Genomic DNA, 13,843 nt, shown 5'->3' with positions numbered 1-13,843 from the left:
CCAACGGTCGGCACCCACCCTGGCCGGCAACCCACGAAGCTGCCGGCCAGCGGCCGGCACTACCGATGGCGCGACCGTCTCCACGACGTCGCGCCGGTCCTGCATAATCGGGGCATGAGTGTCCTGCGCTTCGACAATGTCAGCAAACAGTACGCCGGTGGCCACGAGGCGCTGACCGATGTCAGCTTCGAGGTCGCGCCGGGCGAGATGCTGTTCGTCACCGGCCATTCCGGTGCGGGCAAGAGCACCCTGCTCAAGTTGATCCACCTGGACGAGCGGCCCAGCCGCGGCGCGGTGGTGTTCGACGAGCGCAACCTGCTGAAGGTGCGCGGTGGCGACGTGCCCCGCCATCGACGCGCGGTCGGCGCGGTCTACCAGGACCACCGCCTGCTGATGGACCGCTCTATTGCCGAGAACGTGGCGCTGCCGCTGATCCTGCGCGGCACCCGCCGTAGCGACATCAACAAGCGCGTGCGCTCGGTGCTCGAGCGGATGGGCCTGGGCCATCGCGAGAAGGCGCTGCCCTCGCAGCTGTCGGCCGGTGAGCAGCAGCGCGTCGGCATCGCCCGCGCCATTGTCGGTGAGCCCAAGCTGCTGGTGGCCGATGAGCCGACCGGCAACCTCGACCCGACCCTGGCGGCGGAGATCATGGCCCTGTTCGCCGAGCTGCCCGCGCGCGGCACCAGCGTGCTGGTGGTCAGTCACGACCTGCCGCTGCTGCGCCGCATGCGCAAGCGCGTGCTGATCCTTGACCACGGCCGGCTGGTGGATGACATCTCGCCGCAGGACCTGGCGGAGTAATCGATGGCGAAGAACGAAAACAGCGAAGCCGCCGCCCCGTCGCGTGTGGGCGTCTGGTTCCAGCACCACGTGCACAGCGTGGTGTTCAGCCTCGGCCGCGCCTGCCGCAAGCCGTGGGCGACCCTGCTGACGGTGATGGTCATGGCGCTGGCGCTGGCCCTGCCGCTGGGCCTGTCGATCGCGCTGGACAACCTCAAGCAGTTCGCCGGCAGCGTGCAGCAGTCGCGCGACATCAACGTGTTCCTGAAGGGCAACGTCGATGGTCCCGGCGCGCTTCGCCTGGCCGGCCAGCTGCGCGATCGCGATGACGTGGCCGAAGTGAACGTGCGCACGCCTGAGCAGGGCCTGCAGGAACTGCGCGATGCCGGCCTCGGCGAGGCGATCGATGCACTCAACGACAACCCGCTGCCCTCGCTGCTGGTGATCACTCCGGGCCAGGGCAAGGACGACGCACGCCTGGCGCGTGCGCTGGAAAGCCTGCCCGAGGCCGACCTGGTGCAGCACGATGCGCTGTGGCGCCAGCGCCTGGATGCCTGGCTGGCGTTCGGTGCGCGGCTGGTGCAGGTGCTGTCGGTGCTGCTCGGCGTGGGCGCCGCGCTGGTGGTCGGCAACACCGTGCGCCTGGACATCCAGGCCCGCCGCGAAGAGATCGGCGTGCTGCAGCTGCTCGGCGCCAGTGATGGCTTCATCCGCCGCCCGTTCCTGTACCTGGGCGCGTGGTATGGCCTGGGTGCCGGCGCGGTGGCGCTGGCCCTGATTGCTGCGGCCGGCGCCGCCTTGCGCGTGCCGCTGGCCGAACTCTCGCGCAGCTACGGCAGCCCGTTCGTGCTGCACGGCCTGGACCTGCTGCATGGCAGCCTGGTCCTGCTCGGCACACTGCTGCTGGGCTGGCTGGGCGCGTGGCTGGTGACCGGCCATTTCCTTCGCCAGACCCGCCCGACCGACACCTGAGACCGGCATGCAACCGCAAGCGCTGAAGCACCTTGAAGGGCCCGCGACGCGGGTGATGGTGGTCGATGGGTCAAAGCTGGTCCGCAAACTGATCGCCGACGTCCTGCAGCGCGACCTGCCGGGCGTGGAAGTGATCGGCTGCGACAGCATCGAGGATGCGCAGCTGGCGCTGGCGCAGGGCCCGGTGGATCTGGTGACCACCTCGCTGACCCTGCGTGATGGCGACGGCCTGGCACTGGCGCGGATGGTCCGCGAAGCCGCAGGCCAGGCCTATGTGCCGGTGATCGTGGTCTCCGGCGATGCCCAGCAGCATCTGGAGCAGCGCCGCTTCACCGAGTACGTCACCGACTATTTCGACAAGGCGCTGGGCCACGAGGCACTGGCGACCTTCATCCGCGGCTACGTGCAGCCGCAGACCATTCCCGGCGCCACCATCCTCTATATCGAGGACAGCCGCGTGGTCGCCGAGGCTACCAAGCGCATGCTGGAACGCCAGCAGTTGAACGTGCTGCACGTGGTCAGCGCCGAAGAGGCGTTCACCCTGCTCACTGCCGAGTCGCTGGGCCGCAGTCGCCACCGCATCGACCTGGTGCTGACCGACGTCACCCTGAAGGGCGAACTGAGCGGTCGCGACGTGGTGCAGCGCGTGCGCGTGGACTTCGGCTACGGCAAGCGTCGCCTGCCGGTGCTGGTGATGACCGGCGATGGCAACCCGCACAACCAGACCGGGCTGCTGCAGTCCGGTGCCAACGATCTGGTGCTCAAGCCGATCGAAGAGCGCCTGCTGGTCACCAAGGTGCTGTTCCAGCTGCGCCTGGCCCGGTTGAACGATGGACCCCTGATTCGATGAAGTGGCGTGATGATTGATGAAGTAGCCGGCACCCCGACGATCCAGCTCGAGCCGAGCTGGAAGCAGCATGTCGGCGATTACCTGATGCAGCCGCAGATGCGCGAGCTGTCCAGCTTCCTGCGCCAGCGCAAGGCCAGCGGTGCGGCGGTGTTCCCGCCCGGCCCGCAGATCTTCGCTGCGTTCGATGCCACGCCGTTCGAGCAGGTGAAGGTGGTGATCCTCGGCCAGGACCCGTACCACGGCCGCGGTCAGGCGCATGGGCTGAGCTTCTCGGTGGCGCCCGGAGTGCCGGTGCCGCCGTCGCTGCTGAACATCTACAAGGAGATCGAGAGCGATCTCGGTATCCCGCGTCCGGACCATGGCTGCCTGATCCCGTGGGCGCAGCGCGGTGTGCTGCTGCTCAATGCCGTGCTGACGGTGGAAGAGGGCCAGGCCGGTGCCCACCAAGGGCGTGGCTGGGAAGGTTTCACCGACCACGTGGTGGATGTGCTCAACCGCGAACGCGACGGCCTGGTGTTCATGCTCTGGGGCGCGTACGCGCAGAAGAAGGGCAAGGTCATCGACACCCGCCGCCACCGTGTGCTGAAGTCGCCGCACCCGTCGCCGCTGTCGGCCCACCGCGGCTTCCTGGGCTGCCAGCATTTCTCGATGGCCAACGAGTACCTGCAGCGCCGCGGCCAGGCCCCGATCGACTGGTCGCTGCCGCCGCGTTCGGCGCTCTGACCGCCGGCGGGTGACCGGGGCTGAACGCCGGGCAACGTTTCCGGGCCTGAATGGGCTCTGCGGACGGCCCGTTCAGCTCCGCTTGACCGGAATCAGCCGGATTCCAGCAGGTAATTGATTGAATTCCAAGGGATTGTGAATCCCGAAAAGCGTGCTCGCCACTGTCATCAAATCGCGCTACGGTAGGGCTCTGTTTGGGACCAGTGTTGCATCAATAGGATGCTGGAACTTTTTCCTCCTTTAGCAGTCCAAATGCCGGACTGCTAAGATGGGTGCCTATGAGCCAGAACACCTCTACTGCCCTTGTGGCAAACAATCTCCCGATTCCCAGTGCGCTCGGTTCGCTGGACGCCTACATCGGTGCCGTGCACCAGATCCCGGTGCTGTCGGTCGATGACGAACAGGACCTGGCCCGTCGCTTCCGCGACGGCAACGATCTTGACGCCGCCCGCGAGCTGGTGCATTCGCACCTGCGCTTCGTCGTGCACGTGGCCCGCGGCTACAACGGCTACGGCCTTGCGCTGGGCGACCTGATCCAGGAAGGCAACATCGGCCTGATGAAGGCGGTCAAGCGCTTCGACCCGGACATGGGCGTGCGCCTGGTCTCCTTTGCCGTGCACTGGATCCGTGCCGAGATGCACGAGTTCATCCTGAAGAACTGGCGCATCGTGAAGGTCGCCACCACCAAGGCGCAGCGTAAGCTGTTCTTCAACCTGCGCAAGTCGAAGACGCGCCTGGGCTGGATGAACGCGGCTGAGGTCAGCGCGGTGGCGAAGGACCTGAACGTGTCCGAGCGCGAGGTCATGGAAATGGAGTCGCGCCTGTCCGGTCGCGATATCGGTTTCGATGCGCCGACCGACGAGGACAACGAACACGCGCCGCCGTCGCCGGCCGCGTACCTGGTTGCCAACGACGAAGACCCGTCGATGGCCTACGAACGTGCAGACAGCGAAGACAACCAGATGCAGCTGCTGCGCGAAGGCCTCGCCGAGCTGGACGCCCGCTCGCGCGACATCATCCGCCGCCGCTGGCTGGATGCCGACAGCAAGGTGACGCTGCAGGAACTGGCCGACGAGTACGGCGTGTCGGCCGAGCGCATCCGCCAGGTTGAGGCGAACGCGCTGAAGAAGATGAAGGCGCTGTTCACCGCGTAAGGCATAGATCTTTGGTTCGGTTCCTTTTTCCGGCCCCCGTTCTGATGAAAAGCCCCGGCGTTGGTCGGGGCTTTTCGTTTGACCGGCATGGCTGTTGGTAATGCGGGCCGCTGATCGGCTGCTTCAGTAGTACCAGCCCATGGCGGGCAATCATGCGCTTCCAGTAGCCGTTCAATCCCTCGCGAGGTTTATAGCCGAGGGCCTGGTCCAATTCAGAATGGTCCCTCTGGCCTCAGTCCTGGAGTTGGACTCCGATGACTGCCTTCCTGTGCTATGAATGCCAAGCCTTGCTTCAAGGCTCTTTCATGGATTGGAATGATGCGTAGGTTCGGGGGAACTGCAGGCGGTGTGTCGACCCGCTTCGGGGGATCTGAAGATCGAACTCGCAAGCTTGGTGCCATAGGCGCCTGGCTGTGCTGCGTGCTGCTGATGGGCCTTGGCCTGTCACCATCCGCAATCGCCCAGACAACGATCACATACATTCACACTGATGCCCTCGGCTCGGTTGTGGCCGAAAGCGATGCCAACGGCAACGTCATCAAGCGATATGACTACGAGCCCTACGGGGCCGTGGTAGGCGGTCAGGTCACGGATGGACCTGGGTACGCCGGACATGTGAGCGACTCGGCCACAGGGCTGAGCTACATGCAACAGCGCTACATGGATCCACAATTGGGTGTGTTTTTGTCGGTAGACCCAGTCACCGCTCACCAAATGCCAGTTGAGCAGTTCAATCGGTATCGATACGCGAACGGGAATCCGTACAGGTTCGTCGATGCGGATGGAAGGCAGGCCGCAGAGCGATTCGTTGAGCAGCATCGGAGGGATATTGCTTCCGGAAATGGCGCCGTATACGAGCCGATGAGACCGGCCGCAATCGCTGTTACAGCGGCAATGGCTGCCCCAGTGCTGATCGAAGCTGGCATGGTTGCAATGGCCAATCCAAGTGTCGTATCGGCAGCTACCAGTATCGCTGCTGATATCGCAGGAGTTACAGGTGCCGGTGGAGCAGGTGTGGCGGCATCCAAAGCTCTGAGTGCAGAAGGTCGGGCACTTTTGAATTCCCGGCCTGTGGGAAGTGCACTCAAAGCGGACGCTGGGCACAATTCAGCGACCTTTATGCGAGAGACCGCTGCAGAAGCAGGTGTTCATACTCCATTGACAGGAGGCGACGGCGTGGTTCGCACTCTGACTCAGCTCCCCGGTGAACTCAATGGAAAGGCCGGTCGTTTTGAATACATAGTAGACAAAGCTGGCGACTTGACCCATCAAAGATTTGTAGAAGGTGGCAGCATGAACGGAATACCAAACAAGAGATGAGTGTCTATATGAGAACGTATGATTGTATTCAACCCTACGGGCCCTGGAGTCAGACCGAGGTGGCGTGGGCAATGGGGCGCCATCTGATCGACTTTGAGGTGGTGAAACAATGCGAGTCCGGGCAGAAGGAGCTGAAGGGGGAATTCAATCTGAATTCCCTGATTCAAAGACTGGAAAGCGTTTCTCCTGAGGAACGCAACAGAGTAGCTACACAGCTGACGGTACTCGATGAAAATCTAAACGAAGATGAAGTCTCCAGAAGGTGGCTTGTTGCACTCCTCGCGGATCTTTATGCCAAGCGCGATGTGGTTGCTGATCCGCTCGGAGAGGTCGAGAAGATCTACGCTGATTTTGACTATCCGGAGTCTGTGGAAAGCTTTATAAGGTACATGCCAGCTTCTGGTGGCTATGATCCCGCAGCGCATTCACATGAGCAGAACGTGGCGCGGCTCTTTGAGAACTGGAAAGCGTTTCTTGATTCCGCGAGATAGCGGATGAATTCCAGACAATCTCCCTCGCTTGGCGTGCGCCGCCTTGTCAGCGAGAGTACCGTCCTGGCTTTCCATGCCGAGGACGGTGAAGACATCCAGAATCCCTTATCTGGTCCATCGCAAGGGTGAAGCGCTCGAATCAACGTATTGCGACAGCCCTGCGCCGATACCTTCCGCCTGAATCCATCGACGGAAGGGCTGCAGAGGCTGGACATGGCGCCTCCCTCACCCCTCGCGTGCGATCGCGCGCCAGCCGATGTCGGTGCGGTGGAATTCGTTGGCCCAGGTTACCTTGGCCACGCCGGCATAGGCCTTTGCCTGCGCATCGCGCACGCTGTCGCCCAGCGCCGCCACGCACAGCACGCGGCCGCCGGCGCTGACCACCTGGCCCTGTGCATCCAATGCCGTACCGGCGTGGAATACCTTGGCAGTGGCCGGCACGTCGTCCAGGCCGGAAATCACGTCACCGGTGATCGGCGCTTCCGGGTACGGCCTGGCCGCCAGCACCACGCCCAGCGACGGGCGCACGTCCCACTGCGCTTCGACCTGGTCCAGGCGGCCATCGATGGCGGCTTCCACCAGCTCGACCAGGTCCGACTGCAGGCGCAGCATCACTGGCTGCGTTTCCGGGTCGCCAAAGCGCACGTTGAATTCGATCACCTTCGGCGCGCCACTGGCATCGATCATCAGGCCGGCGTAGAGGAAGCCGGTGAACGGGATGCCGTCGGCGATCATGCCCTGCACGGTGGGGTTCACCACCTCGCGCATCACCCGTGCATGCACCTCCGGCGTCACCACCGGGGCCGGCGAATAGGCGCCCATGCCGCCGGTGTTCGGGCCGGTATCGCCGTCGCCGACGCGCTTGTGGTCCTGCGAGGTGGCCATCGGCAGCGCATGCACGCCGTCCACCATCGAAATGAAGCTGGCTTCCTCGCCGTCAAGGAATTCCTCGATCACCACGCGCGCACCGGCATCGCCGAACGCGTTGCCCGAGAGCATGTCACGCACCGCGTCCTCGGCTTCGGCCAGGGTCATCGCCACGATCACGCCCTTGCCGGCGGCCAGGCCATCGGCCTTGACCACGATCGGCGCGCCCTTCTCGCGGATGTAGGCCAGCGCGGCGTCCACGTCGGTGTGCACGGCGTAGAACGCGGTGGGGATGTTGTGGCGGGCCAGGAAGTCCTTGGCGTAGGCCTTGCTGCCTTCCAGCTGCGCGGCGGCGGCGGTCGGCCCGAAGATGCGCAGGCCGGCGGCGCGGAAGCGGTCGACCACGCCAGCCACCAGCGGTACTTCAGGGCCGACCACGGTCAGTGCCACGCCTTCAGCCTGGGCCAGCGCCAGCAGACCGTCGATATCGGTGACTTTCACCGCCACGTTGCGGCACTTGTCTTCGCTGGCGGTGCCGGCGTTGCCGGGTGCCACGATCACTTCGGTGACACGGGAGGACTGGGCCAGCTTCCATGCCAGGGCGTGTTCGCGGCCGCCAGAGCCGATGACGAGGATCTTCATGGGACAGGGTTCTCGGGTACGGAAGAGAAAAGCCGGGCAGGGCCCGGCTTCGTGATGCGGATCAGTGGCGGAAGTGGCGCACGCCGGTGAACACCATGGCCAGGCCATGTTCGTCGGCGGCGGCGATCACTTCGACATCGCGCATCGAGCCGCCCGGCTGGATGACCGCCTTGATGCCGGCGGCGGCAGCGGCATCGATGCCGTCGCGGAACGGGAAGAACGCGTCGGAGGCCATCACCGAGCCCTCGACCACCAGGTTCGCATCGGCGGCCTTGATGCCAGCGATGCGGGCCGAGTACACGCGGCTCATCTGGCCGGCGCCGACACCAATGGTGCGGTTGTCCTTGGCATAGACGATCGCGTTGGACTTCACGAACTTGGCCACCTTCCAGGCGAACAGCAGGTCGGTGAACTGCTTGTCGGTCGGCGCCAGCTTGCTGACAACCTTCAGTTCGTCGCGGGTCATGCCGCGGTTGTCCGAGGACTGCAGCAGCAGGCCGGAACCCACGCGCTTGTTGTCGAAGTTGTTCAGGCCGTCGCCGTGCGGGATACGCAGCACGCGCACGTTGGCCTTCTTCTGCGCGTATTCCAGCGCGGCCGGCTCGTAGTCCGGGGCAATCAGCACTTCCACGAACTGGCGGTCCAGGATCACCTTGGCAGTGGCGGCGTCCAGCGGTTTGTTGAAGGCAATGATGCCGCCGAAGGCGCTGGTCGGGTCGGTGGCGTAGGCCAGCTCGTAGGCATCGCCATTGCCGGCACCGACCGCCACGCCGCACGGGTTGGCGTGCTTGACGATGACGCAGGCCGGCGCATCGAACTGGCGCACGCATTCCCACGCCGCGTCGGCATCGGCCAGGTTGTTGTAGCTCAGTTCCTTGCCCTGCAGCTGCTGGAAGGTGGCCAGCGTGCCCGGCACCGGATACAGGTCGCGGTAGAACGCGCCGCTCTGGTGCGGGTTCTCGCCGTAGCGCAGGTCCATCACCTTCACGAAGGTGGAGTTCATCTGTGCCGGGTACTCGGTACGCGCCGGCACCACAGCGTCGGTGGCGGTGACCGCCGACAGGTAGTTGCTGATCGCGGCGTCGTACTGGGCGACGCGGTTGAACGCGGCCACCGAGAACGCGAAGCGGGTTGCAGCCGACAGCTGGCCGTTGTTGGCCTCCAGCGAGGCCAGCAGCTCGGCGTACTGCGACGGATCGGTAGCCACCGCCACGCGGGCGAAGTTCTTGGCCGCCGAGCGCAGCATGGCCGGGCCGCCGATGTCGATGTTCTCGACCGCGTCGGCCAGGGTGCAATCGGCCTTGGCGGTGACCGACTCGAACGGGTACAGGTTCAGCACCAGCAGGTCGATGGCACCGATGCCGTGCTCGGCCATCACCGCATCATCCAGGCCGGAACGGCCCAGCAGGCCGCCGTGCACCATCGGGTGCAGGGTCTTGACCCGGCCGTCCATCATTTCCGGGAAGCCGGTGACGTCGGCCACGTCCTTCACGGCCAGGCCGGCATCGCGGATCGCCTTGGCGGTGCCGCCGGTGGACAGCAGCTCCACGCCGCGTGCCGCCAGCGCAGTGGCCAGCTCGACCAGACCGGTCTTGTCGGAAACGGAGAGGAGGGCCCGGCGGACGGGCAACAGATCAGCAGTCATGGGACAGAATCGGCAGCGGAGCGGGGCCGATATTGTAGGCGGTGGGGGCCGGTGGCGGGCGCTGGAAGGGGCAATTTGCCATGGCAATCGGCGTAAGGCCGGGCCGGGCACATCGATCCGGACCGGTCCGGGGGCTGGGCTGTGGACCGGAGCCGGGTTGTCGGAATCTGCCGACGATGGGGTAGGCTGTGCCCGCACTGCCAAGGATCAGCGGGTACGGATCATGTCGATCTATGCATTGAAAGGACGTTTCCAGGACCTGTTGCGTCCAGCCGTTCGCGGTCTGTACCGCATGGGGATCACCGCCAATACGGTGACCGTGGCCGCCGCCGTGGTCTCGCTGCTGGTGGCTGCCGCCGTGTGGTGCTGCGCGCCGGCCCAGCCCCTGCTGTACCTGCTGCTGCCGCTGTGGATGCTGCTGCGCATGGCACTCAACGCGGTGGACGGCATGCTGGCCCGCGAGTTCGGCCAGCAGTCGAGGCTGGGCGCCTATCTGAACGAGCTGTGCGATGTGATCGCCGACGCGGCGCTGTACCTGAGCCTGCTCAGCGTGCCGGGCGTGCGCCCGGAAGCGCTGTGGCTGCTGGCCTGGACGGCGGCCCTGAGCGAGTACACCGGGGTGCTGGGGCTGATGGTCGGTGCCAGCCGCCGCTATGACGGCCCGATGGGCAAGAGCGACCGCGCGTTCGTCATCGGCGTGCTGGGCCTGCTGCTAGCGTTCGGCTGGGGGGCTGCGATGACTGTCACTGGCGTGGCCGCGGCCATGGCGGTGCTGTGCGTGCTGACGATGATCAATCGCGTCCGTCGCGGACTGCGGGAAGCGGCGGTTTCGCCGAATTAATCAAGCAGATACAAAAAGACAATCAGGAGATTGCATGCGTCAGGCGCAGGAACGGGAATTCCACAGCTTCGACCAGGTACCGCTGTTCTACCGGTACTGGGCGAGCACCACCGCGACCCCAGCCACCAAGGCTGTCGTGCTGCTGCATCGCGGCCATGAACATTCTGGCCGGGTCACCCACCTGGTCGATGAGCTGGACCTGCCCGACACCGCCTTCTTCGCCTGGGATGCACGCGGTAATGGCCGTTCGCCCGGCGCACGAGGCGATGCCCCGGGCTTCCCGGCGCTGGTGCGCGATCTGGACAGCTTCATCGCCCACATCGGTGCCGAGCACGGCATCGCGGTGCAGGACATCGTGGTGATCGCGCAGAGCGTGGGGGCGGTGGTCGCCGCCACCTGGGTGCACGATTACGCGCCACGCCTGCGTGCGCTGGTGATGGCTTCGCCGGCGTTCAAGGTGAAGCTGTACGTGCCGTTCGCACGCCCGGGCCTGGCCTTGATGCAGAAGCTGCGCGGCAACTTCTTCGTCAACAGCTACGTCAAGCCGCAGTGGCTGACCCACGATCCGGCGCGGGTGGAAAGCTACCGCACCGATCCGCTGATCACCCGGCCGATCTCGGTGCGCGTGTTGCTGGGCCTGTACGAAGCGGCCGACCGCATCGTCGCCGATGCGCAGGCGATCAGCGTGCCGGTGCAGCTGCTGGTGTCCGGCTCGGATTTCGTGGTGCACCGTGGCCCGCAGGACCGCTTCTACGAGCGCCTGTCCAGCCCGATCAAGGAGCGCGTGCATCTGCCGGGCTTCTTCCACGACACGCTGGGCGAGCGCGATCGGGCGCCGGCGCTGGCGCGTATCCGCAGTTTCATCCAGGCACGTTTCGCCGAGCCGCTGCGCGAACTGTCGCGGCGCGATGCGCACCGCCATGGGCCGACTTTCGAAGAATCGGAGATCCTGGCCTGGCCACCGGAACGCAACAGCCTGGCCGACCTGCGCTGGCGCGTGGTACGTGGCGGCCTGCGCTTCGGCGGAACGTTGTCCGAAGGCATCGCGCTGGGCCTGCAGACCGGATTCGATTCGGGCAGCACGCTCGACTACATCTATCGCGATGAGGCGCGCGGCAAGGGCCCGTTGGGGCGCATGATCGACCGCAACTATCTGGATGCGATCGGCTGGCGCGGCATCCGCGTGCGTGGCAAGCACCTGCAGGAGCTGCTGCGCGATGCCGCCCAGCGCCTGCGCGGGCAGGGCGCGCCGGTACGCGTGCTGGACGTGGCCGCTGGTCATGGCCGCTACGTGCTGGAAGCGTTGGGAACGGGCGAGCAGCGTGCGGACCGCATCGTGCTGCGCGATTTCAGCGATCTGAACGTGACCCAGGGCAAGGCGCTGATCGAGCGCCTCGGCGCGACCGACATTGCCCGCTTCGAACAGGGCGATGCGTTCGATCCCGCGCAGCTGGCGACCGTGGACCCCGCACCCACGCTGGCGGTGGTTTCGGGGCTGTATGAATTGTTCCCGGACAACGATGCGGTGCTGCGATCGCTGCAGTGGATTGCTGCAACGGTGCCGGTCGGTGGCTACCTGGCCTACACCGGCCAGCCGTGGCACCCGCAGCTGGAGTTCATCGCACGCGCACTGACCAGCCACCGTGGCGGCGCCGCGTGGGTGATGCGCCGCCGTACCCAGCAGGAAATGGACGAGCTGGTGCGCCTGGCCGGGTTCGAGAAGGTGGCGCAGCGTATCGACGACTTCGGCATCTTCACGGTGTCGCTGGCGCGCCGGACAGAGTGATGGCGACGCTCGCCGCATCCCCGCTGGCCGCAGAGGGGCGCCCCTGGCGGCGCGCCCTGTTGTGGCTGGCCCTGCTGGGCCCATTCTTCTTCGCCAGCTATGGCTTCGCCAACTGGATGGCTGGCCGCCATGCCGAACTGCCGGTGATGGCGTTCGGATGGGAAACGCAGATTCCGTTCGTACCGTGGACGATCGTGCCGTACTGGTCGATCGATCTGTTCTATGCGGTTTCCTTCTTCCTGTGCCGGCAACGGTTGGAGCTGGACCGGCATGCGTTGCGGTTGTTCAGTGCACAGTTGATCGCGGTGACCTGCTTCCTGCTGTGGCCACTGCGCTTCAGTTTCGAGCGGCCGGAGATCGGCGGTGTGTTCGGCTGGTTGTTTGATGTACTGCTGGGCTTCGACAAGCCGTTCAACCAGGCGCCATCACTGCACATCGTGTTGCTGATCGTGCTGTGGGTGAAATTCGCGCAGTACCTGCATGGGGTGTGGCGTTGGGTACTGCATGTGTGGGCGCTGCTGATCGGCGTCTCGGTGCTGACCACATTCCAGCATCATTTCATCGATATCCCGACCGGCCTGCTGGCCGGTTGGCTGTGCGTCTGGCTGTGGCCGGAGCAGGGCACGCCACCCTTGCGTGCCTGGCGCACCGCGCGTGACGCCAAACGTTGGCGCCTGGCAGCGCTGTACCTGCTGGGGGCCGCTGCATTGCTGGTGCCGGTGGTGCTTCTGCGTGGCGCGGCGTTGTGGCTGCTGTGGCCGGTGGTATCGCTGCTGCTGGTGGCGCTGGCCTATGCCGGGCTGGGTACGGCGGTGTTCCAGAAGCGCGCCGATGGACGTCTGGCAATGGCGGCACGCTGGCTGCTGGCGCCGTACCTGGGCGCAGCCTGGATCAATTCGCGGCTGTGGACGCGGCGTGCGCCGCAGCCGGTGCCGGTGATGGACGGTGTATGGCTGGGGCGTGTTCCCTGCGCTGCATTGCCGGTACCCTTGGTCGGCGTGGTCGATGCCTGTGCCGAACTGTCCTGCCGCGCGCCGGGCGCCGGGTATGCCAGCGTGCCGATGCTGGACCTGGTGGTGCCCACGCCAGAACAGCTGCGCGATGCGGCCGAGGCGATCGAGCGGCTGCGCGCGCACGGACCGCTGCTGGTGTGTTGCGCGCTGGGCTATTCGCGCAGTGCTGCCAGTGTGGCGGCCTGGCTGCTGCGCAGTGGTCGTGCGGCCGATGCGGACGCGGCGGTGGCGATCGTGCGTGCTGCGCGCCCTGGCATCGTGCTGGGTACGGCCCATCTGCGTGCCATCACCGACGCGGCAGGAGTGCGCGCATGAGCACGGTTCCCGATCTGGCGACCATGCAGCTGCTGCTGCGGCAGGGGCGTTGGCCGGCATGCCTGTCGCTGGGGCTGCTGCTGGTGGCATTGCTGCTGCTCGGCACCGAGCCGGGCCTGGCGATGATCGCTGCAGGGTTGCTGCTGGCCAGCATGTCTGCAGGGGTGGCCCAGACGTACCACGCGTGGCGGGTTGCGCTGGACGCCAGCCTGCTGCAGCTGCTGCGCGATGAGCGTCTGGACGGCGATGCCGCCGCGCGCCGCACTGATCAGCTGCTGCAGGACAGCGGCCTGCGCCGCGCGTCGCCCGAGGCGCCCCTGCGGGGCTGGGACGCGCGCTGGGCCGGCATGCGCCGCCTGCTGCTGCGCCAGTACCTGCTGACAGCGGTGCAGTTCGCACTGCTGGTGCTGGCCGTGTTGTGGCCGCAGACGTGAACGGGAGGGA

13 protein-coding genes are annotated in these 13,843 nt (G+C 65.9%); 11 read left to right on the top strand and 2 right to left on the bottom strand.

The features are described from left to right. The first annotated feature begins 114 nt into the window (after positions 1-114). The 7 genes from ftsE (at position 115) to ACZK4Z_RS20505 (ending at position 6,290) form a co-directional block, all read left to right on the top strand. Positions 115-801, top strand: coding sequence for a cell division ATP-binding protein FtsE (gene ftsE, locus ACZK4Z_RS20535; protein ID WP_032129538.1), 687 nt, complete (start codon positions 115-117; stop codon positions 799-801). Between the two features lie 3 nt (positions 802-804). Next, positions 805-1,752, top strand: coding sequence for a permease-like cell division protein FtsX (ftsX, locus tag ACZK4Z_RS20530; RefSeq protein ID WP_010481047.1), 948 nt, complete (start codon positions 805-807; stop codon positions 1,750-1,752). 7 nt (positions 1,753-1,759) lie between these two features. Next, complete coding sequence (locus ACZK4Z_RS20525; protein ID WP_032129540.1) at positions 1,760-2,602, top strand: response regulator; 843 nt, start codon at positions 1,760-1,762, stop codon at positions 2,600-2,602. 9 nt (positions 2,603-2,611) lie between these two features. Then, positions 2,612-3,325, top strand: coding sequence for a uracil-DNA glycosylase (gene ung, locus ACZK4Z_RS20520; RefSeq protein WP_049400766.1), 714 nt, complete (start codon positions 2,612-2,614; stop codon positions 3,323-3,325). Positions 3,326-3,603: 278 nt separating this feature from the next. Then, positions 3,604-4,479 (top strand): RNA polymerase sigma factor RpoH, encoded by an 876-nt coding sequence (gene rpoH / locus ACZK4Z_RS20515; protein ID WP_032129545.1) that lies wholly within the window; start codon positions 3,604-3,606, stop codon positions 4,477-4,479. Between the two features lie 273 nt (positions 4,480-4,752). Next, positions 4,753-5,799, top strand: a complete 1,047-nt coding sequence (locus ACZK4Z_RS20510) for an RHS repeat domain-containing protein (RefSeq protein WP_478451047.1) — start codon at positions 4,753-4,755, stop codon at positions 5,797-5,799. A 71-nt stretch (positions 5,800-5,870) separates the two neighbouring features. Then, positions 5,871-6,290, top strand: a complete 420-nt coding sequence (locus ACZK4Z_RS20505; protein WP_478451046.1) for a DUF2247 family protein — start codon at positions 5,871-5,873, stop codon at positions 6,288-6,290. 225 nt (positions 6,291-6,515) lie between these two features. Here the strand turns inward: ACZK4Z_RS20505 and purD are convergent, their stop codons facing one another. Further along, the gene (gene purD / locus ACZK4Z_RS20500; protein WP_279912957.1) at positions 6,516-7,799 is read right to left on the bottom strand and encodes a phosphoribosylamine--glycine ligase; all 1,284 of its coding nucleotides are present in this window, start codon (positions 7,797-7,799) and stop codon (positions 6,516-6,518) included. Positions 7,800-7,860: 61 nt separating this feature from the next. Continuing rightward, positions 7,861-9,444 (bottom strand): bifunctional phosphoribosylaminoimidazolecarboxamide formyltransferase/IMP cyclohydrolase, encoded by a 1,584-nt coding sequence (gene purH / locus ACZK4Z_RS20495; protein ID WP_478451045.1) that lies wholly within the window; start codon positions 9,442-9,444, stop codon positions 7,861-7,863. A 223-nt stretch (positions 9,445-9,667) separates the two neighbouring features. On the opposite strand from purH, the gene ACZK4Z_RS20490 reads away from it, so the two are divergent. The 4 genes from ACZK4Z_RS20490 to ACZK4Z_RS20475 are packed head-to-tail and all read left to right on the top strand — an operon-like array spanning position 9,668 to position 13,833. Then, on the top strand, positions 9,668-10,285 hold the full coding sequence (locus ACZK4Z_RS20490) for a CDP-alcohol phosphatidyltransferase family protein (RefSeq protein ID WP_071229372.1): 618 nt from the start codon (positions 9,668-9,670) through the stop codon (positions 10,283-10,285). A gap of 34 nt (positions 10,286-10,319) precedes the next feature. After that, complete coding sequence (locus tag ACZK4Z_RS20485; RefSeq protein WP_478451044.1) at positions 10,320-12,071, top strand: bifunctional alpha/beta hydrolase/class I SAM-dependent methyltransferase; 1,752 nt, start codon at positions 10,320-10,322, stop codon at positions 12,069-12,071. Then, positions 12,071-13,399 carry a phosphatase PAP2/dual specificity phosphatase family protein gene (locus tag ACZK4Z_RS20480; protein ID WP_478451043.1) on the top strand — a complete coding sequence of 443 codons (1,329 nt, stop codon included), beginning with the start codon at positions 12,071-12,073 and terminating at the stop codon, positions 13,397-13,399. The genes ACZK4Z_RS20485 and ACZK4Z_RS20480 overlap by 1 nt, the downstream gene beginning before the upstream one ends. Continuing rightward, positions 13,396-13,833: a hypothetical protein gene (locus ACZK4Z_RS20475; protein WP_293799146.1), complete on the top strand. Its 438-nt coding sequence runs from the start codon at positions 13,396-13,398 to the stop codon at positions 13,831-13,833. The genes ACZK4Z_RS20480 and ACZK4Z_RS20475 overlap by 4 nt, the downstream gene beginning before the upstream one ends. Positions 13,834-13,843: the final 10 nt, after the last annotated feature.

The organism is Stenotrophomonas sp. 71799_Sma (genome assembly GCF_056482505.1).
Note: the sequence above shows the minus strand (reverse complement) of the source record. Positions and strands in the feature narration are given on the sequence as shown.